This window comes from Streptomyces sp. Wb2n-11, assembly GCF_001049855.1.
Taxonomy (GTDB): Bacteria; Actinomycetota; Actinomycetes; order Streptomycetales; family Streptomycetaceae; genus Streptomyces; species Streptomyces altiplanensis.
In genome coordinates this window covers 3,187,656-3,209,800 of the sequence record NZ_CVPB01000001.1, presented here as the reverse complement: position 1 = coordinate 3,209,800, position 22,145 = coordinate 3,187,656, and the positions used below count along the sequence as shown (strand labels likewise).

The following is a 22,145-nucleotide window of genomic DNA, read 5'->3' as shown; positions in this document are numbered from 1 at the left end:
GGAACAGCCAGGGGGAGGGGCGGGACAGTGGGGTGGCCGGACGTCGACGGGGACACGGCCCTGACCATCAAGGTCCCCGAGGCCGATCCGCTCGTCAGGACCGGTGCTCCCGCCCACGTCACCGTGCTCTACCCGTTCCTCCGTGCGAGCCGGATCGACGGTCCGGTCCACCGTGAGCTGCTGGAACTGTTCCGCTCGCACGCCCCCTTCGAACTGTCCTTCGCCGGGTTCGGCCGGTACCCGGGCGTCCTCTTCCTCGATCCGAGGCCGCACGATCCGGTACGGGCGCTCACCAAGGAGCTCACCGGCCGCTGGCCCGAAGCGGTGCCCTACCGGGGCCTGTTCGGCGAGGGCCTCGACCCTCACCTGACGCTCGCCAACCACGAGGGCCCAAAGACGTACGAGCGCGCGTACGACCTGCTGGAGGCCGAGTGCGCGCCCGCCCTGCCGCTGACCGTCCGGGTCGGGGCGGTCCACCTGATCGTCCGGGACGGCGACCGCTGGCGGGACCGTACGGCGTACCCGCTGGGCTGGTCCTGAGCGTTACGCGGTGGTGTCCTCCAGGACCACGGACCGCGTGAGGTTGCGCGGCCTGTCCGGGTCGTAGCCGCGCGCCTCGGCGAGCGCGACCGCCAGGCGCTGGACGCGGATCAGGTCGGCCAGCGGGTCCAGGTCGCCCTGTGCCCCGCGGGAGCCGGCGGCCACCGTGCCGCCGACCCGCAGGACGTCGTCCGCCAGGCCCTGCGGCAGCGCGCCGAAGATCCAGGCCACGCGGCCGGGACCGGTGATGCTGATCGGGCCGTGCCGGTACTCCATGGCCGGGTACGCCTCCGTCCAGGCGCCCGCCGCCTCGCGCATCTTGAGGCCCGCCTCCAGCGCGAGACCGTACGTCCAGCCGGTGCCGAGGAAGGTGAACTGCTCGGCGCCGAGCACCTCGGCGGCCGGCGGCACGGTGACGGCGAGTTCGGCGTCCCGGATCGCCTCCGCGAGCGGGCGCACACCGGCCGGCAGGGCGTCCTCGGCCTCCAGGTGGGCGCGAAGGAGCGCGAGGACGGTGGTGGCGAAGCGGGTCTGCACCACCGACTCCTCGTCGGCGAAGTCCAGCACGGCCACGGCGTCCGCCGCCCGCATGACGGGCGTCGCCGGGTCGGCGGTGATCGCGCCGGTGGGCACGGTGCCCCGCACGCGCCGCAGTACCTCCAGGACCTCGGTCGTGGTGCCGGAACGGGTGATCGCCAGTACGCGGTCGTAGCCGTCGCGGTACGGGAACTCCGAGGCGGCGAAGGCGTCCGTCTCGCCGTGGCCCCCGCTCTCGCGCAGTACCGCGTACGCCTGGGCCATGAACCAGGAGGTGCCGCAGCCGATCACGGCGACGCGCTCGCCGCGGCGGGGCAGGGCGTCGGTGTGGAGAGGGAGCGACGTGGCCGCCTCGGCCCAGGTGGCGGGCTGGGAGGCGATCTCGGCCGAGGTGCGGGAGGAATGTGCGGTGGACATGGGACGAACTCCCCGATGATTGGAACTGCTCAAAAAAGTCTGTTTTCAAGCAGGTTCGAGCTTGTGTCTGCCGTGGGGCGAAGTATCCACGAAGGTGAACACGCAGTCCAGGACGTCCTCGTGGGGCTCCCTGGCGGTGCCGCGCGCTCCCCGGAGCCGTACCGCCCCGGCGGGCTACCATCACCTTCACGCACGTCTGGCACGAAGGAGTCCGGCCGCATGTCCAAACACGAGCGGTGGAGCGCGCTGCTGGAACTGCTGGCCGCCGGGGGGAGGCTGGAGGTCGAGGAGGCCGCCACCACCCTGGAGGTCTCCGCCGCGACGATCCGCCGGGACCTCGACGAACTCGCGGAGCAGCAGATGCTCGTGCGGACCCGCGGCGGCGCGATCGCACACGGCGTCTCGTACGAGCTGCCGCTGCGCTACAAGTCCTCCCGGCACGCGTCCGAGAAGCAGCGGATCGCCGCGGCCGTGGCCGACCTGGTCGCCGACGGGGAAGTGGTGGGCCTCAACGGCGGCACGACCACGACGGAAGTGGCGCGGGCCCTGGCGCTGCGGACCGGCAGCGGCCTGCGCGACACGGCCACCGCCCCCACCGCCGGCTCCGTCCCCGCCCCCGTCGGTCCGGTCCTGACCGTGGTCACCAACGCGCTCAACATCGCGGGCGAGCTGGCGGTGCGGCCGCAGATCAAGATCGTGGTCACCGGCGGGGTGGCCCGCCCGCAGACGTACGAGCTGGTCGGGCCGTTGACCATGGGCGTACTCAACGAGGTCGTGCTGGACGTCGTCGTCCTCGGCGTCGACGGGGTGGACCCGGACCTGGGCGTCATGGCGCACCAGGAGGACGAGGCGAGCGTCAGCCGGCTGTTCGCCGAACGCGCGCACCGGGTGATCGTGGTGACCGACTCGTCCAAGATGGGCAAGCGCGCCTTCGCCCGGATCTGCGGGCTGGACCGCATCGACGTCGTGGTGACCGACTCCGCCATCTCCGCCGAGGCGACGGGCCGCCTCACCGACGCCGGAATCAAGGTGATCGCCGTCTGAGGGCGGCGCGGCGGGCGTCTCCTCGAACACCGGACGGGCTTGTCCGTGCCGTGTGCGGCGGACTTCAGCCCGTCCGGCGGTCGCGGGCCGGGGCCCGGGGCGGCGCCCCGCGGGGCGCCGCCCCTACGCGGTCAGGGTGCGATCGCCATGTCGAAGATGTGGACGTTGGCGTTCGAGGGCAGGACCACGAACTCGACCGTCTTGGCCGGATCCAGCGGGACCGAGTGCGCGAAGACGCTGTACTTCACGCCGGCGTTGCCGTAACCGTCCTGCCGGTTGCGGCCGTCGGTCGACTTGACCAGCGTCGCGCCGTGCGCGGTGACCGGATCGAACGACCAGTTGGGGAAGCCGAACGTCCCCGTGCCGGACGTCCCGTCGGTGTAGTACACCGTGGCGCTGCCCGTGGCGGCGCTGGTGACGCCGGAGCCGAGGAACACCAGCTTGCCGCCCTTGCCGCCCAGCGCGACGGCCTGCCCGGAGCTCGCCACGTTGTCCTTCGTGCCGGCCGGCACGTCCGGCCAGGTCAGCTCGGCCCCGAGGGCGTCGACCCCCGCCCCGGGCGTCAGGCCGACGGCCGCCAGCTTCTGCGCCGAGAAGCTGTTGCCCCCGCCGTCGTAGTCACCGGCCCGCGTCGCGGACTCGTCGGTGATCGCCACGTTGTTGTACGCCGCCGACAGGCTCGCCTGCGGTGTTCCGCTGCGCTCGGCGCGGGTGCCGGTGGCCGTGCCCTCGCCGTCCCCGCCCCGGTACGTCGCGGTCGCCGTGAACGTGCGGATCACGAACCCGGGGCGTTTCTCCGGCACTTGGATCCGGAACGTCGCGTCGGCCGAGGCCCCCGTCGCGAGGGAGCCGTCCACGGCGCGTACGGACGGCTGGACCGCCCACCCGGCCGGCCCGGCGAACGACACCTTCAGCGAGCGCATGCGCTGCGGACCGCCGTTCCTGACGGTCACCTTCACCGTCGAGACGGCCGGGCCGTCGAGATCCACGGGGGAGATGCCCACCTCGGTCCCGGCCGAAGCCGGGACCTGCTGCGTGGCCGCCACCGCCGGGGCGGGGACGAGCAGGACCGCTCCCGCCACCGTCGCGGCCAGGGCCCTGAGCGGACTGATCAGTCGTGCTGGTCTCATGACCTGCTCCTCCTTCACGTCCTCAGGAAACGGGGGGCATCTCGGTGGTGCGCGAGTCCAGGCCGGAACGCAGATTGACCCAGCCGCCCCGTGTGAAGTCCGGTATCGCGACCGGACGCCCCTTGTTCGCCAGGGACATGACGCTCAACGGAACCGGCGCGCACCAGGCGGCCGAGTCGTACACGTCGATGTCCGGGACCAGCCCCGCCCGCATCAGCTGCACCGTGCGCCACTGCAGGACGTAGTCCATGCCGCCGTGGCCGCCGTTGTTAGCGGCGTCGTCGCCGATCTTCTTCCACAGCCAGTGGTCGAACTCCTTGCGGTAGGCGTCGAAGGCCCGCCAGGAGTGGCCGCCGTGGTCCGGCTCGACGTAGATGCGACCACCGCCGGCCGACGAGACGCCGGCGTAGTCCTCGAAGATGCCGCGGCTGCCGGCGAGGGAGTTGATGCGGCTGTACGGGCGGGGCGAGCTCACGTCGTGCTCGGCCCGGATGACCCTGCCCCTGGCCGTGTCGATCAGGCACGTGACCAGGTCGCCGTTGACGTACGTCTCCCGCCACGAGGGGTGCGACTTCGGGACGAAGCGCTCGCGGTAGTCGGCGAGGCCCTTCGGCTCGGTCGCGGTGGCGCGCAGCACGGCCATCCGGTCGCCGCGGTTGATGTCCATGGCCGCCGCGACCGGGGCGAGCCCGTGCATGGCGTAGAAGGACGCGGTGGAGCGGGTGTGCCAGAGCCGGCGCCAGGAGTCCGTGTAGTACGTGTCGGAGAAGAGCAGGGCGCGCAGGTCGTGCAGGTAGCCGCCGTGGCCGTTGGTGACGTCGCCGAACAGGCCCTCGTGCGCCATCTTGAGCATGGCCAGCTCGTTGCGGCCGTAGCTGCAGTTCTCGGACAGCATCAGGTTCCTGCGGGTGCGCTCCGAGGTGTCCACGAGGTCCCACAGCTCGCGCAGCTCGGTCGCGACGGGCAGCTCGACGACGACGTGCTTCCCGGCCAGCAGCGCGGCCTTGCCCTGCTCGTAGTGGAACTCCCACGGCGTCGCGATGTACACGAGGTCGATGTCGTCGCGCTTGAGCATGTCCGCGTACGAGTCGGCCGAGCCGCCGTACTCGGCGGGGCGGGGCCTGCCCTTGGAGACCAGCTGGTCGGCCGTGCGCCTCGCGCGGTCGGCGCGGATGTCGCAGACGGCGGTCACGACGCAGCCGGGGACAGCCGACCAGCCGGGGGTCATCCCGGAGCCCCGGTTGCCGAGCCCGATCACCGCGACGCGGACCGTCCGGTGGACCTCGAAGGGCACGTTGATCATGGACTTCTGGCCCGGTCCGCGGCCGGGCGCCGCGGCGGACGCGTCGGCCACGTCGGAGGCGGCGGACGAGGCCGCCGCCGACGCGCTCCCGGCCGAGCCGATCCCGGCGGCGAGCGCTCCGGTGGCCAGCGTTCCTCCGAGGAGCAAGCGACGTGAGACTGCGGGGATTTCGGGCATGGCGACAACACTCCTCGTGACGTGACCGGCATCACTTGCGGGGTCGACTCTGGCCGGGCCGCCAGTTACATGTCAATAGGTGTTCGCAGGAACGGTGTTACGAACAGAAACAAGCATCCGGTGGCGTGGAGGCGGCCGGACGAAGGTGTATCCAGGTACACCCGCACAGGGTGTGTACGGCCATCGGCACGGCTCGCTCCCGTCCGTAGCGTCCTTTCCGACGGCACCGACAGGTGCCACGAGGGAGTGATGACGATGTTCCGGTCCCGCCGCGTGAAGCAGGAGCACCCCCGCAGGCCGGCAGCCCCTGGTCCGGCAGCCGAAGCCCTGCGGCTCGTATCGGTCGGCAAGGTGTACGGGACGGGCGGGAACGCCGTGACCGCGCTGGACGGGGTGACGCTGAGCCTGGGGGCGGGGACCTTCACCGCCGTCATGGGGCCCTCCGGGTCCGGGAAGTCCACCCTCCTTCAGTGCGCGGCGGGCCTCGACCGGCCGGACACGGGGCAGGTCGTGGTCGACGGCGAGGAGATGACCGGCTCCACCGAGGCCGAGCTGACCAGGTTCCGGCGGCAGCGGATCGGCTTCGTCTTCCAGCAGTACAACCTGCTGCCCACCCTCACCGTCGCGCAGAACACCACCCTGCCGCTGAAGCTCGCCGGCCGCCGCGTCGACCGGGACCGGGTGCGCGAGATCCTCACCCGGGTCGGCCTGGGCGAGCGCCTCGGCCACCGCCCCGACCAGCTGTCCGGCGGCCAGCGCCAGCGCGTCGCCATCGCGCGGGCGCTGGTCACCGAACCCAGCGTGGTCTTCGCCGACGAACCGACCGGCGCGCTGGACACGCGCAGCGCGCGCGACGTCCTGCGGCTGCTCCAGGACGCGGTACGCGTCCACGGCCGCACGGTGGTGATGGTGACGCACGACCCGGTGGCCGCCTCCTACGCGGACTCCGTGCTCTTCCTCGCGGACGGCCGGCTGGCGGGGCGCCTGAACGCGCCGACCGTGGACGCGGTCGCGGAGCGGCTCGCGCACCTGGGCGACCGCGTGCACGGCGACGTGCACGACGTGCCGGCGGGGGTGTGAGCGGGATGTTCGCACTGGCCATGAGCTCGGTCCGCCACCGCCCCGGGCGCCTCGTCGCGACGCTGCTGTCCGCCTTCCTGGGGGCCGCGATCATCATGACGTTCCACTCGCTGCACGACACGGCGGGGGCCGGGGGCGTCGACGAGGTCAGCGCGGAGTCGATGACCACCACGGCCGCGGTGGTCGGCGGCTACGGATCGCTGCTGGTGTTCTTCGCCGTCGCCTCCACGCTCACCGTGAACGTACGGCAGCGGAGCGCGGAGATCGGCCTGCTGCGCAGCACGGGGGCGACCCCGGCGCAGATCAAGCGGATGGTGCTCGGTGAATCGGCCGTGGTCGCCCTGGCCGGGGTGGCACTGGCGGTCGTCCCCGCGATGTTCGCGGGGCGGGCGCTTCTGGGGATGTTCCAGGACAGCGGGCAGGTCGCCGGCGGCGTGGAGCACGTCTTCGGTCCCGTCGCGCTCCTGTCCGGCGCGGCCATCACCCTGCTGGCCTCGGTGGGCGCCGCGTTCCTCGCGGTCCGCCGGGCGACCCGGGCGCCGGGCGCGGGCGAACCGGGTGCGCGCGAACCGGGCGGGCGGGCGCGGAAGTTCGCCGGATACGGCGCGCTCGCGGCCGGTACGGGCTCCGTGCTCACCACCTTCGCCATGGACGGCGCCGACCCCCTGACGATGGCGCCGGCGGCGTACGGCGCGATCCTGCTCGCCGTGGGCTTCGCGCTCTTCTCACCGGCGCTGCTCCGGGCGGCCGCGGGCCGGCTGGCACGGCCGGCCGAGGCCCTCGCCGGGGTGAGCGGCTATCTGGCGGCGCACACCATGCGCCGCCGCGCCGGAGAGCTGTCGGGCGTACTGGTGCCGCTGGTCCTCTTCACCGGCATGGCGACGGCGACGCTGTACATGCAGGCCGTCGAGAGCGACGCGATCAAGGCGTCCGGCCTCACCAGGTCGGTCGAGGACAAGAACCTGGAAACCCTGAACCTCGTGGTCGTCGGCATCGTCGTGGTCTTCTCCTGCGTCATGCTGGTCAACAGCCTGTACGCCGCCACCTCCTACCGGAGCCGGGAGTTCGGCCGGCAGCGGCTCGCCGGGGCCACCCCCGGGCAGGTGCTGGGGGCGGTCGGCTGCGAAGGGCTCGTGCTGACGGTGACCGGGGTCTTCTTCGGCACGGCGGCGGGGTTCGCCGGGGTCCTGCCGTTCACGTACGCCCGTACCGGCGGCGTCCTCCCCGGCCAGGGGCCCGGGATCTGGCTCGCCGTCGTGGCGGTCGCCGCCGCGGTGACACTGGGCACCAGCCTGGGGACGGCCCGCCGGACGCTGCGCACGCCGGCGGTGGACGCGGTGGCGGTGGCTGCCTGAGCGCACCGGAGTCCGGGCCGGCGGTCCGCCGGCCCGGATTCCTTCCGTCTCCTGTGCCCGAGCCGTCTCCTGTGCCCGAGGGGCCAGGGCCCGTCGCCTCAGGCCGGAGCCGGCATGGCCGCCGGGGCCAGCACCACGAATTCGGCGCCGGACGGGTCGTGGCAGACGGCCAGCCGTCCGACGTCCCCGGCGTCCTCCGGCCCCATCTGCACGCTGCCGCCGCTGCTGGTGACCTTGGCGACCGTCGCGTCGCAGTCCTCGACCGCGAAGACCGGGTGCCAGTAGGGCTTGCCGCCGTTCGGCGCGAGTGCGTCCGGGGGGACCTGCGTGAGGCCGCCGTGCATGCGCTCCGGGGGGAGGCCGGGGGGAACGATCATCGAGTACGTCCCGCCTCCGCCCGGGAGGTCCATGTCCTGCGTCTCCCAGCCGAAGAGGCCGCCGTAGAACTGCTTCGCCGCGGCCGAGTCGGTGGTGTAGAGCTCGGTCCAGCACAGGCTGCAGGGCTGGTCGGTGATCTCCATGCCCCGGGTCCTGCCCGGCTGCCAGACGGCGAACTGACCTCCCTGCGGATCGGTGTACTGGGCCATCCGCCCCTCGCCGTCGGCGTCCATCGGGGCGACCCGCACCGTGCCGCCCGACCGCTCCACGGCCTCGGTGGTGGCGTCGGCGTCCGGGGTGCAGAAGTAGATCATCCAGGCCGACCGGGCCCCCTCCTCGGTGAGCGGGCCGATTCCGGCGACGGTCTTGCCGTCCTGCTTGAAGAAGCCGAAGTCGACGGCGTCCGGGGCTTCGGTCTCGGGGGTGTAGCTCTGGAACTGCCAGCCGAACACCGAGCCGTAGAAGGCGGTCGTGGCGGGTACGTCGGGGGAGCCGAGGTCGATCCAACAGGGGGAACCGGGCACGAAGTCAGTGGTGATCATGGTGCTTCCTCTCGTCGCAGATCCTCGTAAACCCTCGTGAATACTCGTAAAGCAGCCTGTCACCCGGCACTGACAACCGCCCGTCGGCTTCCTCAGATCGTGCGGCCGGGGACAGCGCCTGTTCGATCTGCCGGGCGGCCTCCGGACCCGGCAGGGCCCGGTCCTCCTTGTCGAAGGCGTGCAGGGAGCGGCCGTTCAGGCGCAGGGACGGCGTACCGCGCACGCCGCTGCGGTCGAAGGCGTCGGCCACCGCCGCCGCCCACGGGAGGCAAGTACGGTCCCCGACCGCCTGCTTGAACGCTTCGGAGGGCAGGCCGGCGACCGTTCCGGCGTCCACCAGCAGATGGGCCGTGTCGCCGTACGCGTCGTCGCTCTCGGCGGGCTGGTTCGCGTACAGCGCCTCGTGGAGGCCCTTGAACACGGTCCGCCCCTCGTCGGCCGCCGCGCCCAGCGCGCCCAGGGCCAGCCGCGAGCTGCGGCCGCCCAGCGAGGCGTCGAGGAAGGTGCCGAAGTGGTATTCGAGGCGCAGCCGGCCGTCGTCCGCGAAGGCGCGGATCGCGGCGTCCGAGGACCGCTCCATGGCCGCGCAGTACGGGCAGCGCGGGTCCTCGTACACGGAGAGGACCGGCACGTCGTCGCCGTCCGGGCCGTACGGGACGACGAGCCCTCCCGGGCCGGTCGTGTGGTCCGGCACGGCTGCCGGGTCCCCTGCGGCGCCGGGCCCCGGCGGGGGCGTGCGGCTCATGGCGCTTTTCCTCCGTGCCCCTCGGATCGTCCCTCTCGGGCGGTCCCGTCCAGCTACGCACGAAGGGGCGCGCGCCGCATCATTTCGTCCGCGGGACCCGGCGGGGCGTGACTCTCCGAACCCTGTTCACCGGGCCTGTTCACCGGGCCCTGCTCTCACCGTGTTTCGCGGTGACGGTGAAGCACAGGGCGGAGTGATCGAGGGTGTACGGCAGCGGACGGCCGGGGCGCAGCCGCGCCGGACCGGGCAGCCAGAAGTCGTGACGCTCCATGAGCGCGGCGACGAGCGTCGACGTGACGAGGAGGGCGAGGTCCTCGCCGGGGCACACACCGGGGCCCGAACCGAACGGCACCAGCGCGGGGCCGGTGTGCGCCGTGCCGTCCAGCCAGATCTCCGGTACGAAGCGGTCGCCGTACGGAACGGATCCGTCCCGGTGGAAGAAGGGGGCGTACACCAGGAACACCGTGCCCGCGGGCAGGACGGCCCCCTCGTCCCACCGCGTCTGCCGGGTGCTCTCGCGCAGCAGGAACGGCGTCGTCGGCCACAGCCGTACGGACTCCAGGACGCACGCGCGGCTGTAGGGAAGCAACTGCGGCCGCGACAGGTCGGGTATGGCCAGTTCGTTGTGCACCTGCTGCTCCTGCGCGGGATGGGTGGCCAGCAGGGCCAGCGCCCGTACGGCCGCCGCGCCCGCCGCGTCGAACGCGGACAGCCAGTGCGCCATCTGGTCCGCCAGGTCCGCCGGACCGGTGCGCGGCCCGGCGGCGGCCCGCGCCGACGCCCCGGCGAGGCTGCCCGGATCCGCCCGGTCCAGGTGAGCGCGCAGCCGGCCGGGCCGGCCGGTGAGCGCGGTGTCGTCGCGCGCCGCGTCGCCGAGGAGGACACGGCGTACGGCCCGCCACCAGGCGGCGCCGAAGGCGTCCCGGTCCAGTCGGCCGGCATGGGCGCCGGCGCTGTCGAGCAGTTCGCCGGCCTCCTCGCGGACGACGCGTACGAACCGCGGGGCGAGGTGGTGGAAGTGGTGCCCGGTCTCCAGGGCCCTCTCGCCGAAGGCCCGGCGTGCCTCGCGTTCCGGACCCGTGGAGAACGGCACGCCGTGCGGCCGCACACGGCCGAACGGGCCGTGCTTCTCGTGGACCGCCGGGCCGAACGGATCCGGCGTCTCCTCCAGGACGCGGTCCGCGTCCTCGGCGCGGAGGGGAAGCGCGATGTCCCGGCCGGCCGGGCGCAGATGCAGCGGGCCGGGGCCGTACCGCGCACGCAGGTGGTTCAGGAGCTCCACCGCGCGGCGGTCGCTGTCGAGGCGGGCGGCGAGCGCCAGGCCCTGCCGGCGGTGCACGGTGACGCCGCCACCGCCACCGAGGAGTACCGGCAGGACCGCCCGGACCGCGAGCCGGGCGGTGTCCCGGCCGGACACGCGGGCGGGGGCCGACGCGTGACGTCCGGCCCCCGCGGCCCGTCCCGCCTCTTCCGTCCGTCCGGCTCGTCCGGTCCGGGCCATCCGGCGGCTCCTTCGGCGCGGGCTGGCCTCAGTGCTGGTTCTCGGCCTGGAACATCCAGCGCTGCTTCTCCAGCTCCGCGGTGAGGCCGATGAAGATGTCCTGGGTCACCGGGTCGGCCTTCTCGGTCGCCTCGATCCGCTCCCGCATCCTGAGGCCGACGGTGCCGAGTGCGTCGACGATCAGGGTCACGACGTCGTTGTCCTGGTTCCAGCCGTTCGGGGGCTCGGGAAGCTCGCTGGTCTTGGCGACCGTCCCGGCCCGGCCGTCCGGCGCGACGCCGATGGCCGACGAGCGCTCGGCGACCACGTCGGCGTACGAACGGGCGAAGGACACCACCTCGTCGAGCTGGAGGTGGATGGACCGGAAGCGCGGGCCCACGATCGTCCAGTGCGCCTGCTTGGCCAGGAGCGACAGGCCGAGCAGATCCACCAGCGCGCCCTGGAGGGCGTCCGCGGTGGTCTGGCGGGCAGCTTCGGGCAGGGTGCTCTTCAGGGCGGTCATGCAGTAGCTCCTTCTCGACGCTCTGTCGTCTTTTTCGTCTGTCGTGTCGTCCGTCTTCACTTGTGGTCCGGCCGTCTGCCCTCACCGGTCCGCAGGCGTCCGCCGGAGTCCGGCGTCATGCCGCCTGCCGGCGAGTCAGCCGCCGGGGCCTCCGCTGCCGAACGAACCGCCGGAGTTCTCACTCCACCGCCGCCGCTCGTGGGGGTCCCTGTCGCTGTGCTTGCCGGACGCGTTCCCGGTGTTCCTGAGCTCGTGCGGCAGGAGCCGCCTGCCTTCCGGAGGCACCACCTCGTCGGGCTCCCGGTACTCCACGTCCTCGGGCAGCTCCGCGTCGGGCGGGCGGTGCGGTTGCTCCTCGGGCGTAGGAGGAGCCGGCTCACGACTTCTGATGCGGATGCCCCACCACACGGCAGCGGTCAGAGCGGCCACGACGGCCAGACCCGCGATGAACGGAGCGATGCCGACGACCAGGTCACTCGCGGCCATGGGGTCCGTGAGCCCTGCGATTCCACTGGCTCTTGTGCTCTGGAATGCGCTCATGCGCGGCGAGTACCCACGGGCGCCCGAGTCATGAGCTTTCGTGCAGGTGAAACATTTCCTCACTTCGCGTCGGCATAGCACTCCACGACCGCCGTCGTGAAGGGGAAGCGCACCGGCGTCTGCCCGAAGGCGGTCCGCCCGGCCAGAGCGCCGGCCGCGCGGATCGCCTCCGCGACCGCCTCCGCCTCCTCGGCGGGACAGTGCACGATCACCTCGTCGTGCTGGAAGAAGACCAGTTCCGCCCGGAGTCCCGCCGCCCGCAGACTCTGCCGCAGCGCCGCCGTCATCAGCAGCGCCCAGTCGGCGGCGCTGCCCTGCACCACGAAGTTCCGGGTGAAACGGCCCCGCGCGCGGGCGTTCACCGACGCGTACCCCGGCGTGAACCCCCCGTCGCGCGCCGCCGCCACCGGTGTGTCGTCGTCCTGCGGAATGCCCGCCTCGCCGTTGCTGTCACCGTCGTCGCCCGACCCCGCGGCCGGCGGGCACGTCCGCCCCAGCCAGGTCCGTACGAGCCGCTTCTCCTCGCCCGCGCGCGCCGCGTCGTCCACGTACGCGACGGCACGCGGGAAGCGTCTTCGCAGTGCCGCGAGGTTCTTCAGGCCGTCCCCGGAGGTCTGCCCGTACACCGCGCCGAGCACCGCGAGCTTCGCCATGTCGCGGTCACCGGCGAACGCCCGGTCCGACACCGCCTTGTAGAGGTCGCCGGGCTGGCCCGCCACCTCCATCAGTCCCGGGTCGCGCGAGATCGCGGCCAGGACGCGCGGCTCCATCTGGTCCGCGTCGGCCACCACGAGCCGCCAGCCGTCGTCGGCGATCACCGCACGCCGGATCACCTTCGGGATCTGGAGCGCGCCGCCGCCATGGGTGACCCACCTGCCCGTGATCGTCCCGCCGGGCAGGTACTGGGGCCGGAAACGGCCCCCGCGCACCCAGTCCTGGAGCCACCCCCAGCCGTGCGCCGTGTAGATCCGGTACAGCTTCTTGTACGCGATGAGCGGCTCCACCGCCGGATGGTCGATCTCCTTAAGCTCCCACCGCCGCGTCGACCCGACCTTGATCCCGGCCTGCGCGAACGCCTTGATCACATCCGCGGGCAGCTCCGGCCGCACGCGCCGCCCGAAGGCCGCCGACACCTGGTCCGTCAGCTCCGCCAGGCGCCGCGGCTCGCCGCCGCCGGCGTACCGCTCGCCGAGCAGCTCCTCCAGCAGCGCCCGGTGGACGTCCGCCCGCCACGGCAGCCCCGTCCGGTTCATCTCGGCGGCCACCAGCATCCCCGCCGACTCGGCGGCCGTCAGCAGCCGCATCCGGTCGGGGTGCTCCGCCGCGCCGTGTCTGCGCTGCTGATCGGCGTACACCTCCAGCAGGTCCTCGAACGGCACCGCCACCGGCTGCGGCTCGAAGAGCGAGGACTGCGAGCCGGGCTCGGCGGCGCGCTGCGGCGGATCGGGCGGTACGGGCAGGCCGTGCAGCCGCGCCCGGGCCGCCGCCGCCGAACGCGGCTCGCCGTGCCGCCCCTCGTGGCCGAGCAGCAGGGACTCCGCGTCCTCGATGTCGTAGCACCGCCCGACCCGCGCCCCGGCGGCGAGCAGGCGCGGATAGATCCCGGCGGTGGACCGCCACACCCACCGTCCGACTTCGGGCCGAGAGCCGACCGCGGCCACGAGATCGGGCTCTTCGCGCACCTCACCGGCCGGCCGCCCGTCCCGCCCCAGCGGCACGAGCAGCGCCCCACCCCCGTCCGTCGCGGCGACGGCCCAGCGCTCGCTCATGGGTGCGAGTCTGGCACCCGGCACTGACAACGGCCGTGCGCCGACGGGGTCCGAAGCGGGTCGCGGTGCCCGGTCAGGCCGCCCGCAGCGTGTGCGCCAGGGCGGCGGCCTCACCGCGCGTGCTGACGCTCAGTTTGCTGAGGATGTTCGCCACGTGGAACTTCACCGTGGACTCGCTGATGTGCAGCTCCTGTGCGATGGCCCGGTTCCGGTGCCCCCGCGCGAGATGTGCGAGTACTTCCCGTTCGCGCGCCCCGAGCGCCGCCAGCGGGTCGGCGGGCGCGGCCTCCGGCGCACCCAGCGGGAGGACCGCCGTGACCGTGGTGCCCCAGCCGGGCACCGCGTCGACGTCCAGGCGGCCGCCGAGCGCGGCGAGCCGTTCGCCCACGCGGTGGACGGTGACGGCGTCGCGGGACAGGTCACCCGGGCCGTCGTCCCGCACGGTCGCGCGCAGTTCGGTGCCCGAGGAGCCGTTCGCGCCCCCGTCGCCGATCTGCCAGCCGACGTGGACGCGGCCGAGCGGATCCTGTTCCAGTACGGCGAGGACCACGGCCCGTACGACCGCGCGCGCCGCGTGCACGACGTCGGCGGCCAGCGGACGGCTGTCGCCGGGCGGGCCGAGTTCCAGCCGGACCGGCCCGTGGCTCAGCAGCGGACGCAGCGATTCCGCCAGCCGGGCGAAGGCCTGGTCGGCGGGCTCCTCGGAGACGGCCTGGTCCCGTTCCGCTGCGGCGCGCAGTTCGACCAGCGAGGTCACGGCGAGCTCGGTGGCGTGGGCGCGGGCCGCCGTGTCGTCGAGGTCGCGGCTGCGCAGTACGCCCAGCAGGGCGGTCAGGGCCGCGGCGTGCGCCTCGCTCAGCTCGGCGATGGCGCGCGCCCGTTCGCCGGCGGCGGTGCGCGACTGGGCGAGCGGGCCGGGCACGGCCTCGGTGGAGAGGTGGCCCGGACGGCCGGTGACGAGGTCCCAGAACGCCTGGACAGCGGTGGCGTCGGCCTCCGGAACCGGGACGTCCTCCGTCCGTACGAGCACGAGCAGCGCACCGCGAGCCGTCGCGTCGCCGGTCACGGCCAGTACGGGACGCTCCTCCCCGGCGATACGGGCGTGCCCCTGCCAGGGCCGCCCGGCCCGCACGCCGGCGGCGATCGCCGCCAGCTCGGAGCCGGTGATGCGGCCCGCGAGCCCCGGCTCGCCGTGCGCCTCGAAGGGGGAGTGCGCGCGAGCGCCGGACAGCTCGGCGAAAGCGCGGTGCGGGACGAGCCCGCCCAGCACGGCCGACAGCCTCCCGTGCGCCTGCCCCAGCGGCGCGCCGATCACCTCGGCGGCAGCGGCGGGGGCGGCGTTTCCTGTGTTCCTGTCGGCCTTCGGCTCCATGGCAGACAGCGTAAGGCGGTATTCCCGCCCCCCGGCCCGCCTTCCGGACAGGCGCAACCGGCCAAAAGGCGGGCCCTGCCTGGGCACGGCAGGGACGACGCCGAGAGGGCGGGTGACGATCCCCACAGGGGAGAGACCGTCGGCGCGGTCGTTTTCGACGGGTTCGGCGGCCCCGGAGTGCTGCGGCTCACAGAGACCGGGAAGGCGCCCGCCGGCCCCGGTCCGGTGCGGGTGAGGGTACGGGCGGCGGCACGGCCCGCCCGCAGGACCGGCCGGCCGAAGACGCTCCCGTCGGCGCGGGCGGGGAAGGCGCACGAGCCGGGCGAGTCGGGACCCGCGGGCGGCAAGGCGGTGCTCCTCTTCCCCTGACGTTCCCTGACGGGACGGCTCTCCCCGCGTTCGTGGTTCCTGTCCGTGACTGGGACCATCGTCGGTGGCGGCGTGCGGTCGCGTGAGGAGGCATTCCCATGTCAGCGGGGCACAGGAAGACGATCACCGGGTTCGTGACCGACTGCGGCGAACCGCGGGAGGGCCACGGCATCCCGGCCGTCGCCGGACCGGCAGCGGGAACCCGCTGATGGAACAGATCGAGAAGGCGGTCGCGGCAGCGGTGTACGCCGAGGACGACGCGGGCCTGGACCTGGGGGCCTCCCTCGTCGCCGCCGCGCCCTGGTCCGAAGCGGGCCGTGAGCTCCTGCGCGGGGGCGAGGAGTCCGTACGCCGAGCCTGGGAGCGCGGCTGGCAGCCCGCCGACGTCGTCCGCGTCGTCCGGCGTGACCTCGGCGACCTGCACGTGCGCCTGACGGCCGACCTGATCGCGGCCGAGAACCGCAGGTACGCCACCACGGCCCCCCGCTGGGAGGCGCAGCTGCGCGACCTGGCGGCGACGGAGCCCTGGTGGGGCAGCGACGACCGTTACGCCGACGCGCTCGCCGCCCGCGAGCGGACGGACCGCTTCTCCCTCGCCACGGCCCTCCTCGAACTCTTCCGCCTCCTGATCCGCCTCCCCGCGATCGAGCCGGTGGGCCCGCCCCCGGGCGAACCCGTCCACGTACGCCCGCACGCGCCCACCCCCGACGAGCCGCGCATGCTCACCCGCATCCGCGCGCTGCTGGCCAAGGCGGAGGCCACCGACTACCCCGACGAGGCGGAAGCCCTGACCGCCAAGGCGCAGGAGCTGATGGCGCGCCACAGCATCGACGTCGCACTGCTCGCCGCCCAGGGCCACACCGGTGACGCGCCGGCCGCCTGCCGGATCGGCGTCGACGCCCCGTACGAGACGGCCAAGGCGATCCTCCTCGACGCCGCCGCCTCCGCGAACCGCTGCCGCGCGGTATGGAACAGCGCCCTGGGCTTCTCCACGGTCGTCGGCTTCGAACCCGACCTCGAAGCCGTGGAGCTGCTCTACACCTCCCTCCTCGTGCAGGGCACAACGGCGATGACCCGCGCGGAGGCGGCCCAGCGCGCGGCCGGCCGCAAGCGCACGAAGGCATTCCGCCAGGCGTTCCTGACGGCGTACGCGAGCCGGGTGGGCCACCGCCTGTCCGAGGCGGCGCAGCACGTGACCAAGGAGGCCGGCGGTTCGCTGCTGCCGGTGCTGGCGGCGCGGGACGTGGCGGTGGAGGACCGCACGGAGCGGATGTTCCCGCAGACGACGTCGACGCGGGTACGGGGCGTCAACGACCACGCGGGCTGGGAACACGGCACGGCCGCCGCCGACCGGGCGAAAATGCCGGGCCGCCCCGGCCTCACCCCCTGACCCACGGCCCGCCACCCACCGGCACGAGGAACCAGCGTCCGGCACGCACTGCGCCCACCCTGGGACACCCCGGGCCCCGCCCAGCCCCCACGGCGCCAGCCACACCCACGTCCCGCTCCCGCGGGCGCAAACCACACCCGGCCCCGCCCCGCGACGCCGGCCACACCCGCGCCCAACCCCCAGGGAACTGGACGCCGAAGGGCCGCGGCCCCGTGAGGGAACCGCGGCCCGCGCGCAGCCCGGCCCGGCCGACGGGCCGACGGGCCGACCGGCCCGCCGGCCGTCAGGAACCCGGCAGCTTCGGCATGTCCGTGGGAACCCCCTCCGGCAGCGTGCCGCCGGCGGACTTCCTGAAGGAGTCCTTGAGCCCGCTGTCCCACTTCACCGTGAGGGTGCCGCCGTCGGACCCCGGCGTGACCAGCCCGGCCGTACGGTCGGTGTTGCCGTCGGCGCACCTCAGGTCCAGCGTCACCGTGTCCTCCTTGTTGACCTTGCCGGAGCAGACGTGCTCACCCGCGACGGCCGCGTCGGAACCCTGGACGATCAGCGCGACGACCTTGCCGTCGGTCGTCGCGATCCAGGACCCGGTGACGTCCGCCGACGCCCCCGCCCCCTGGCCGCCGCCGGACGGCGTGCTGCTCTGTCCGGTGCTGCCGCCCTTGTCCTCGCTCTTGCCGCCGTCCGTGCCGCCGCTGTCACCACTGCAGCCGGTCAGGACGAGGGCGGCAGCGACGACCGCCGCCGCGACGGTGGTACGTACGTACTCACGCACTCCGGGCTCCCCAGTTTCGTCAGGTCAGAACGCGCCAAGCTACCAGGAGGACTTGCGCACACCGGGGAGGAAACCGGCGTGTGCCTGTTCCCGCACCCGGACCCGCGACAGCCCGAACTTCCTGAGGTGGCCCCGGGGCCGGCCGTCCACGCTGTCCCGGTTGCGTACGCGCGTCGGGCTCGCGTCGCGCGGCTGACGGGCGAGTTCCTCCCGCGCCGACCGGCGTTCGGCCTCGCTCGTCCCGGGCCCGCGGAGGATCTCCTTCAGCTCCGCCCGCCGCACGGCGTACCGCTCGACGACGGCCTTGCGCCGCTCATTGCGGGCGATCTTGCTCTTCTTCGCCATCAGACCTTCACCCCCCGCGCGCGGATCCGGGCCACGGCCGCCTCGACGCCGATCACGTCGACGGTCTTGACCGCCCTGGCGCTGAGCGTGAGGCGCACATGGCGGCCCTCGCTCGCCAGCCAGTAGCGCTTGCGCTGGATGTTCGGGTCGAAGCGGCGGGAGGTGCGCCGGTGCGAGTGGGAGATGCGGTTGCCGAATCCCGGCACGGCGCCGGTCAGCTGGCAGTGGGCGGACAAGGTGCGATCACTCCTTCTTGAAAATGAGAACCATTTCCATATACTAACCACATGGCACGCAATGAGATCCGCCCGATCATCAGGCTCAGGTCCACGGCAGGGACCGGCTACACGTACGTGACCCGCAAGAACCGCCGCAACGACCCCGACCGCATGACGCTCCGCAAGTTCGATCCGGTGGTCCGCCGCCACGTCGACTTCCGCGAAGAGCGCTGACCGGCACCACGCGCCGACCGGCGCCACGGCCTGACCGAACCAACCGGCCCAGCCAGACCAGAAGGGGGCATCACGTAATGAAGCCCGGAATCCACCCGCCGTACGGCCCCGTCGTCTTCCGCGACAGGGCCGGCGGCTTCGCCTTCCTCACCCGCTCCACCATGACCGGCGACAAGACGGTGGAGTGGGAGGACGGCCGCACGTACCCCGTCGTCGACGTGGAGATCTCCTCGCAGAGCCACCCCTTCTACACGGGGACGGCGCGCGTACTGGACACCGCCGGACGCGTGGAGCGCTTCGAGCGCCGTTACGGGGCGGGGAAGAGGTGAGCGGGAAGGCATCGAAGCTGCCGGTCGTCATCGTCGGCGGGCTGCACTCCGACGCCCGCAAGGAGGTCGTGGAGCAACTGCTGAGCCGGGTCCCCGGCAGCGTCGCCCTGCACCACGACCTCTCGACCGCGGCCGAAGGGACGGTACGCCGCACCGTCCGCGACGCCGGGGGCGTATGCACGTCCGGCGAAGCGCCGCTGGTCGACGACTGCGCCTGCTGCGCGCTGCGCGAAGATCTCGTGCCCGAGCTGGAGCGGCTGGCCGGCGGCGGGCTCACCCGCCTCGCGGTCGTCGAGCTGTGGGACTCGGTCGAGCCCAAGGCGATGGCCGAGGTCGTCGTCGCGCACGGCGGTGACGTACTCGACCTCACCGCCGTCATGACCGCCGTCGATCCCGCGCTGCTCCTGCCCTGCCTCGGCTGCGGCGACGACCTGGCGGAAGCCGGCCTGGCAGCGGCCGCCACCGACCGGCGGACGGTCGCCGACACCTGGGCGCGGCAACTGGAGTACGCGCCCGTGCTGGCCGTCGTGGACAGCGAGGAGGCGGACGAGCAGGACGAGGCGCTGCTGGCGCAGCTGCACCCGACGGCCCGCCGGGTCCGGGCCGCCTCCGACGAGGCGGCTGAGGCGGCCTTCGCCGGCTTCGACATCGAGGCGGCGGCCGACCGTCAGCACCCGGCGTGCGCGCTGCTTCCGCAGGACGCGGACGACAAGGGCGTCTCCACGCTGGTGTGGCACCGCAACCGCCCCTTCCACCCGGAGCGGCTGTACGCGGCGCTGGAGGACCTGACCTGCGCCGCCGCCCGCAGCCGGGGCCGCTTCTGGCTCGCCGACCGGCCGGACACGCTGATGGCGTGGGACGCGGCGGGCGGAGCGCTGTGCGTGGAGAGCGCGGGGCCGTGGCTGGCGTCGCTGCCGGACGCCGCGTGGGAGATGGTCCCGCCGGTCCGCAGGGCGGCGGCCGCGCTCGACTGGCACCCCGAGCACGGGGACTGCTGCCAGCACTTGGTCTTCACGTCCCCCGGGCTCGACCGCGACGGACTCGAAGGGCTCCTCGAATCCTGCTTGCTGACCGACACCGAATACGCGGCGGGGCGTGATGCGTGGAAGCGCCTGCCGTCCGCTTTTGATTCCCTCCTGGAGGCGTGATGTCCCGTCCGTACCGAGGTAATGACCCCCGCAAATCCGCCGGGTCCCGCCCCAATCCGCTGGGCGAGGCGGGTATTACGTACATTGACTACAAGGACACCGATCTGCTGCGGAAATTCATTTCGGATCGCGGGAAGATCCGCAGCCGCCGTGTGACAAGGGTCTCGGCCCAGCAGCAGCGGCAGCTGTCACGGGCCGTCAAGAACGCCAGGGAGATGGCCCTCCTGCCGTACTCCTCGCGCTGAGCGGAAGATCTGTAACCGAGGGAACACCCCGCGTGCACGTGCATCTGCCCATGCATCAGCAAGTGAACAAAGCTATGATCCGGGGCAGTTGACATCTGCACTTTCCGGGAGCGAGCTGTGCACCACGCGTACAACGGCATGGCGGCCACAGAGCTTCACGGGGTGGTCTGGCAGAAGAGCAGGCACAGCAACTCGCAGGGCTCCTGCGTGGAGTTCGCCAAATTGCCGGGCGGGAATGTCGCGGTCCGTAATTCGCGCCACCCGGACGGACCCGCTCTCGTCTACACGCCCGCCGAGATCGAGGCGATGCTGCTCGGCATCAAGGACGGCGAGTTCGACCACCTGGCAGCCGGCGGCTGACTGGAAACCGCCGGCCGCCGACCACCGGCCGACCGCCGCGGCGGTCACGTTCTCCGCCGCTTACCGCTCGGTTCTCAGGCGGAACAGCGCCCAGACGACCTTGCCGCTCGGTCTCCCGGCGAGCGGGTGCCAGCCCCAGCTGTCGCTGAACGAATCCACCAGGAACAGGCCGCGCCCCGACTCGGCGGAGAAGTCGTCCGTCTCGCGCGTCACCGGACTCTCGTCGCTGGGGTCACGCACCGCGCACACCAGGCGCGAGGTCCAGCGCATCAGGTGCAGCCGTACGGGCGGATCCTGCTCGCCCGTACGGGGGACGTCGGCCGGCAGGGCGTGCCGCAGCGCGTTGGTGACGAGTTCGGAGACGACCAGGGCCACGTCGTCGAAGCGCTCGCCGAGCTCCCACTGGGCCAGTGTCGACTTGGTGAACTTCCGTGCTCCGCCCACCGCTTCGTACTCGGCGGGCAGCGCGCAGGAGGCCGAGCTGGAGACCGCCCCGGGGTCGATGGGCGGAAGGCCCTGCCTCAAAGGCTCGAACGGCTCGAGCACGGTCGATCCATTCGTCCCCATGCGAGGCACTCCCGGGATTCGCGGTCGTTGCGATACAGCGGTAGCGATGCGGCGGTAGTACGGCGTCAGCACGAAAGAGCATGCAGGTGCGCGCGGACCATGGTTCCGAATGCGTACGGCAGATGCAAGGGCAGATGCACGTGCACGTGCCTGACCTGTCCAGTCTCGTAGCGGTTCTTGCGCATTTCTTCCCCTGTCCTCTTTCGGCGCCTTGTGCTGCTCTTGCCGTTTCCGTAATCGAATGAGTACGGGGTGAAGCGTTTTGATGGCAGACTGCGCCTCTCGGGGTCCCGGGGGAGGGCTTCCACTGCTGACTGTCGGACTGGGGAGGGCCGGAGAAGTGACCGCAGGCGAGTCGAGCGGCTCCGTGGTGCGGCGCATCCTGCTGGGGTCCCAGCTCAGGCGGTTGCGCGAGTCGCGTGGTGTCACCCGCGAGGCGGCCGGCTACTCGATCCGAGCGTCCGAATCGAAGATCAGCCGCATGGAGTTGGGACGGGTGAGCTTCAAGGCCAGGGATGTCGAGGACCTGCTGACCCTCTACGGCGTCACGGACGCGGCGGAGCGCGAGTCTCTGCTGAGCCTGGCGCGGGAGGCCAACGTGGCGGGCTGGTGGCACAGTTACGGCGATGTGCTGCCCGGCTGGTTCCAGACGTACATCGGACTGGAGGGCGCCGCCTCCCTCATCCGGATCTACGAAGTCCAGTTCGTGCACGGTCTGTTGCAGACCGAGAGTTACGCCCACGCGGTCGTCTCCCGCGGCATGCCCCACGCGAGCGCCGCCGAGACCGACCGCAGGGTCGCTCTGCGCCTGGAGCGTCAGAAGGTGCTCGTGTCCGAGCACGCGCCGCACTTCCACGCCGTGCTCGACGAGGCCGCGCTGCGCCGCCCGTACGGTGACCGGGCCGTGATGCGGAACCAGTTGAAGCACCTCATCGAGGTCTCGGAGCAGCCGAACATCACGCTCCAGGTCATGCCGTTCAGCTTCGGCGGCCACGCGGGCGAGAGCGGCGCGTTCACGATGCTGCGGTTCCCCGAGTCGGACCTCTCGGACCTCGTCTACCTGGAGCAGCTCACCAGCGCGCTCTATCTGGACAAGCGCGAGGAGGTCGCCCAGTACGAACGGGTGATGGAGCGGCTCCAGAAGGACAGCCCGAGCCCCGCCGAGACCCGGGACGTGCTCCGTGGTCTGCTCCAACTGACCTGACCCACCAGTAGGATGACGTTCCGACAGGAGTC

At 72.8% G+C, this 22,145-nt stretch carries 25 protein-coding genes; 11 read left to right on the top strand and 14 right to left on the bottom strand.

The genetic code is table 11. The annotated features are described in order from the left end of the window. The first annotated feature begins 27 nt into the window (after positions 1 to 27). Positions 28 to 540: a 2'-5' RNA ligase family protein gene (locus tag BN1555_RS14550; RefSeq protein WP_255306037.1), complete on the top strand. Its 513-nt coding sequence runs from the start codon at positions 28 to 30 to the stop codon at positions 538 to 540. A gap of 3 nt (positions 541 to 543) precedes the next feature. Here the strand turns inward: BN1555_RS14550 and BN1555_RS14545 are convergent, their stop codons facing one another. Continuing rightward, a complete protein-coding gene (locus BN1555_RS14545; RefSeq protein ID WP_093799780.1) occupies positions 544 to 1,494 on the bottom strand; it encodes an SIS domain-containing protein in 951 nt (316 codons plus the stop codon). A gap of 219 nt (positions 1,495 to 1,713) precedes the next feature. On the opposite strand from BN1555_RS14545, the gene BN1555_RS14540 reads away from it, so the two are divergent. After that, positions 1,714 to 2,538 (top strand): DeoR/GlpR family DNA-binding transcription regulator, encoded by an 825-nt coding sequence (locus tag BN1555_RS14540; RefSeq protein WP_093799779.1) that lies wholly within the window; start codon positions 1,714 to 1,716, stop codon positions 2,536 to 2,538. A gap of 131 nt (positions 2,539 to 2,669) precedes the next feature. On the opposite strand, the gene BN1555_RS14535 is transcribed toward BN1555_RS14540, so the two are convergent. Together BN1555_RS14535 and BN1555_RS14530 are read right to left on the bottom strand one after the other, a co-directional pair. Next, on the bottom strand, positions 2,670 to 3,668 hold the full coding sequence (locus BN1555_RS14535) for an NEW3 domain-containing protein (RefSeq protein WP_176710038.1): 999 nt from the start codon (positions 3,666 to 3,668) through the stop codon (positions 2,670 to 2,672). Positions 3,669 to 3,690: 22 nt separating this feature from the next. Continuing rightward, a complete protein-coding gene (locus BN1555_RS14530; RefSeq protein ID WP_093799778.1) occupies positions 3,691 to 5,148 on the bottom strand; it encodes a Gfo/Idh/MocA family protein in 1,458 nt (485 codons plus the stop codon). Positions 5,149 to 5,397: 249 nt separating this feature from the next. Between BN1555_RS14530 and BN1555_RS14525 the strand changes: the two genes are divergently transcribed. Both BN1555_RS14525 and BN1555_RS14520 read left to right on the top strand, forming a co-directional pair. Continuing rightward, positions 5,398 to 6,228 (top strand): ABC transporter ATP-binding protein, encoded by an 831-nt coding sequence (locus BN1555_RS14525; protein WP_093799777.1) that lies wholly within the window; start codon positions 5,398 to 5,400, stop codon positions 6,226 to 6,228. Between the two features lie 5 nt (positions 6,229 to 6,233). Next, the gene (locus BN1555_RS14520) at positions 6,234 to 7,583 is read left to right on the top strand and encodes an ABC transporter permease (protein ID WP_093799776.1); all 1,350 of its coding nucleotides are present in this window, start codon (positions 6,234 to 6,236) and stop codon (positions 7,581 to 7,583) included. Positions 7,584 to 7,681: 98 nt separating this feature from the next. Here the strand turns inward: BN1555_RS14520 and BN1555_RS14515 are convergent, their stop codons facing one another. The 7 genes from BN1555_RS14515 to BN1555_RS14485 all read right to left on the bottom strand — a co-directional run bounded on the left by BN1555_RS14515 (position 7,682) and on the right by BN1555_RS14485 (position 14,932). After that, complete coding sequence (locus BN1555_RS14515; RefSeq protein ID WP_093799775.1) at positions 7,682 to 8,503, bottom strand: VOC family protein; 822 nt, start codon at positions 8,501 to 8,503, stop codon at positions 7,682 to 7,684. Next, positions 8,490 to 9,248, bottom strand: a complete 759-nt coding sequence (locus BN1555_RS14510) for a DsbA family protein (protein WP_093799774.1) — start codon at positions 9,246 to 9,248, stop codon at positions 8,490 to 8,492. The genes BN1555_RS14515 and BN1555_RS14510 overlap by 14 nt, the downstream gene beginning before the upstream one ends. 139 nt (positions 9,249 to 9,387) lie before the next feature. Beyond that, positions 9,388 to 10,749 carry a cytochrome P450 gene (locus BN1555_RS14505; RefSeq protein ID WP_093799773.1) on the bottom strand — a complete coding sequence of 454 codons (1,362 nt, stop codon included), beginning with the start codon at positions 10,747 to 10,749 and terminating at the stop codon, positions 9,388 to 9,390. 28 nt (positions 10,750 to 10,777) lie between these two features. Beyond that, on the bottom strand, positions 10,778 to 11,251 hold the full coding sequence (locus BN1555_RS14500; protein ID WP_093799772.1) for a Dps family protein: 474 nt from the start codon (positions 11,249 to 11,251) through the stop codon (positions 10,778 to 10,780). A 135-nt stretch (positions 11,252 to 11,386) separates the two neighbouring features. Next, positions 11,387 to 11,791 (bottom strand): DUF6479 family protein, encoded by a 405-nt coding sequence (locus BN1555_RS14495; RefSeq protein WP_255306036.1) that lies wholly within the window; start codon positions 11,789 to 11,791, stop codon positions 11,387 to 11,389. A 59-nt stretch (positions 11,792 to 11,850) separates the two neighbouring features. After that, positions 11,851 to 13,560: a bifunctional 3'-5' exonuclease/DNA polymerase gene (locus BN1555_RS14490; RefSeq protein ID WP_093799770.1), complete on the bottom strand. Its 1,710-nt coding sequence runs from the start codon at positions 13,558 to 13,560 to the stop codon at positions 11,851 to 11,853. A 73-nt stretch (positions 13,561 to 13,633) separates the two neighbouring features. Next, complete coding sequence (locus BN1555_RS14485) at positions 13,634 to 14,932, bottom strand: helix-turn-helix transcriptional regulator (protein ID WP_093799769.1); 1,299 nt, start codon at positions 14,930 to 14,932, stop codon at positions 13,634 to 13,636. A 577-nt stretch (positions 14,933 to 15,509) separates the two neighbouring features. Here BN1555_RS14485 and BN1555_RS14475 point away from each other — a divergent pair. After that, on the top strand, positions 15,510 to 16,691 hold the full coding sequence (locus BN1555_RS14475) for a DUF2786 domain-containing protein (protein WP_176710037.1): 1,182 nt from the start codon (positions 15,510 to 15,512) through the stop codon (positions 16,689 to 16,691). Positions 16,692 to 16,974: 283 nt separating this feature from the next. Here BN1555_RS14475 and BN1555_RS14470 read toward each other — a convergent pair whose 3' ends face one another. Genes BN1555_RS14470 through rpmB form a run of 3 tightly spaced genes read right to left on the bottom strand, consistent with a single transcriptional unit; the run spans position 16,975 to position 18,044 of the window. Then, positions 16,975 to 17,463, bottom strand: coding sequence for a hypothetical protein (locus tag BN1555_RS14470; RefSeq protein ID WP_093799767.1), 489 nt, complete (start codon positions 17,461 to 17,463; stop codon positions 16,975 to 16,977). Between the two features lie 39 nt (positions 17,464 to 17,502). Then, a complete protein-coding gene (gene rpsN, locus BN1555_RS14465) occupies positions 17,503 to 17,808 on the bottom strand; it encodes a 30S ribosomal protein S14 (protein ID WP_093799766.1) in 306 nt (101 codons plus the stop codon). Beyond that, positions 17,808 to 18,044 (bottom strand): 50S ribosomal protein L28, encoded by a 237-nt coding sequence (gene rpmB, locus BN1555_RS14460; RefSeq protein WP_093799765.1) that lies wholly within the window; start codon positions 18,042 to 18,044, stop codon positions 17,808 to 17,810. Before rpmB ends, rpsN begins: the two co-directional genes overlap by 1 nt. A 51-nt stretch (positions 18,045 to 18,095) precedes the next feature. Here rpmB and rpmG point away from each other — a divergent pair, with 51 nt between their 5' ends. From rpmG to BN1555_RS14435, 5 genes are all read left to right on the top strand, one after another. Further along, complete coding sequence (rpmG, locus tag BN1555_RS14455) at positions 18,096 to 18,260, top strand: 50S ribosomal protein L33 (protein ID WP_093799764.1); 165 nt, start codon at positions 18,096 to 18,098, stop codon at positions 18,258 to 18,260. A 77-nt stretch (positions 18,261 to 18,337) separates the two neighbouring features. Further along, positions 18,338 to 18,589 (top strand): type B 50S ribosomal protein L31, encoded by a 252-nt coding sequence (locus BN1555_RS14450; protein ID WP_093799763.1) that lies wholly within the window; start codon positions 18,338 to 18,340, stop codon positions 18,587 to 18,589. Further along, on the top strand, positions 18,586 to 19,737 hold the full coding sequence (locus BN1555_RS14445; protein ID WP_093799762.1) for a CobW family GTP-binding protein: 1,152 nt from the start codon (positions 18,586 to 18,588) through the stop codon (positions 19,735 to 19,737). Before BN1555_RS14450 ends, BN1555_RS14445 begins: the two co-directional genes overlap by 4 nt. After that, positions 19,737 to 19,982, top strand: a complete 246-nt coding sequence (gene rpsR, locus BN1555_RS14440; protein ID WP_093799761.1) for a 30S ribosomal protein S18 — start codon at positions 19,737 to 19,739, stop codon at positions 19,980 to 19,982. Before BN1555_RS14445 ends, rpsR begins: the two co-directional genes overlap by 1 nt. Positions 19,983 to 20,099: 117 nt before the next feature. Beyond that, positions 20,100 to 20,342, top strand: coding sequence for a DUF397 domain-containing protein (locus BN1555_RS14435; protein ID WP_093799760.1), 243 nt, complete (start codon positions 20,100 to 20,102; stop codon positions 20,340 to 20,342). A 60-nt stretch (positions 20,343 to 20,402) separates the two neighbouring features. On the opposite strand, the gene BN1555_RS14430 is transcribed toward BN1555_RS14435, so the two are convergent. After that, complete coding sequence (locus BN1555_RS14430) at positions 20,403 to 20,909, bottom strand: ATP-binding protein (protein ID WP_093799759.1); 507 nt, start codon at positions 20,907 to 20,909, stop codon at positions 20,403 to 20,405. Positions 20,910 to 21,249: 340 nt separating this feature from the next. Between BN1555_RS14430 and BN1555_RS14425 the strand changes: the two genes are divergently transcribed. Then, positions 21,250 to 22,113 (top strand): helix-turn-helix domain-containing protein, encoded by an 864-nt coding sequence (locus BN1555_RS14425; protein ID WP_093799758.1) that lies wholly within the window; start codon positions 21,250 to 21,252, stop codon positions 22,111 to 22,113. Positions 22,114 to 22,145 lie beyond the last annotated feature (32 nt).

Bases quoted from the DNA above. Each gene is read 5' to 3' on its own strand.
- BN1555_RS14545 (WP_093799780.1), bottom strand. From the start codon at position 1,494: ATGTCCACCGCACATTCCTCCCGCACCTCGGCCGAGATCGCCTCCCAG.
- BN1555_RS14540 (WP_093799779.1), top strand. From the start codon at position 1,714: ATGTCCAAACACGAGCGGTGGAGCGCGCTGCTGGAACTGCTGGCCGCC.
- BN1555_RS14535 (WP_176710038.1), bottom strand. From the start codon at position 3,668: ATGAGACCAGCACGACTGATCAGTCCGCTCAGGGCCCTGGCCGCGACG.
- BN1555_RS14530 (WP_093799778.1), bottom strand. From the start codon at position 5,148: ATGCCCGAAATCCCCGCAGTCTCACGTCGCTTGCTCCTCGGAGGAACG.
- BN1555_RS14525 (WP_093799777.1), top strand. From the start codon at position 5,398: ATGACGATGTTCCGGTCCCGCCGCGTGAAGCAGGAGCACCCCCGCAGG.
- BN1555_RS14520 (WP_093799776.1), top strand. From the start codon at position 6,234: ATGTTCGCACTGGCCATGAGCTCGGTCCGCCACCGCCCCGGGCGCCTC.
- BN1555_RS14515 (WP_093799775.1), bottom strand. From the start codon at position 8,503: ATGATCACCACTGACTTCGTGCCCGGTTCCCCCTGTTGGATCGACCTC.
- BN1555_RS14510 (WP_093799774.1), bottom strand. From the start codon at position 9,248: ATGAGCCGCACGCCCCCGCCGGGGCCCGGCGCCGCAGGGGACCCGGCA.
- BN1555_RS14505 (WP_093799773.1), bottom strand. From the start codon at position 10,749: ATGGCCCGGACCGGACGAGCCGGACGGACGGAAGAGGCGGGACGGGCC.
- BN1555_RS14500 (WP_093799772.1), bottom strand. From the start codon at position 11,251: ATGACCGCCCTGAAGAGCACCCTGCCCGAAGCTGCCCGCCAGACCACC.
- BN1555_RS14495 (WP_255306036.1), bottom strand. From the start codon at position 11,791: ATGAGCGCATTCCAGAGCACAAGAGCCAGTGGAATCGCAGGGCTCACG.
- BN1555_RS14490 (WP_093799770.1), bottom strand. From the start codon at position 13,560: ATGAGCGAGCGCTGGGCCGTCGCCGCGACGGACGGGGGTGGGGCGCTG.
- BN1555_RS14485 (WP_093799769.1), bottom strand. From the start codon at position 14,932: ATGGAGCCGAAGGCCGACAGGAACACAGGAAACGCCGCCCCCGCCGCT.
- BN1555_RS14475 (WP_176710037.1), top strand. From the start codon at position 15,510: ATGGAACAGATCGAGAAGGCGGTCGCGGCAGCGGTGTACGCCGAGGAC.
- rpsN (WP_093799766.1), bottom strand. From the start codon at position 17,808: ATGGCGAAGAAGAGCAAGATCGCCCGCAATGAGCGGCGCAAGGCCGTC.
- rpmG (WP_093799764.1), top strand. From the start codon at position 18,096: ATGGCACGCAATGAGATCCGCCCGATCATCAGGCTCAGGTCCACGGCA.
- BN1555_RS14450 (WP_093799763.1), top strand. From the start codon at position 18,338: ATGAAGCCCGGAATCCACCCGCCGTACGGCCCCGTCGTCTTCCGCGAC.
- rpsR (WP_093799761.1), top strand. From the start codon at position 19,737: ATGTCCCGTCCGTACCGAGGTAATGACCCCCGCAAATCCGCCGGGTCC.
- BN1555_RS14430 (WP_093799759.1), bottom strand. From the start codon at position 20,909: ATGGGGACGAATGGATCGACCGTGCTCGAGCCGTTCGAGCCTTTGAGG.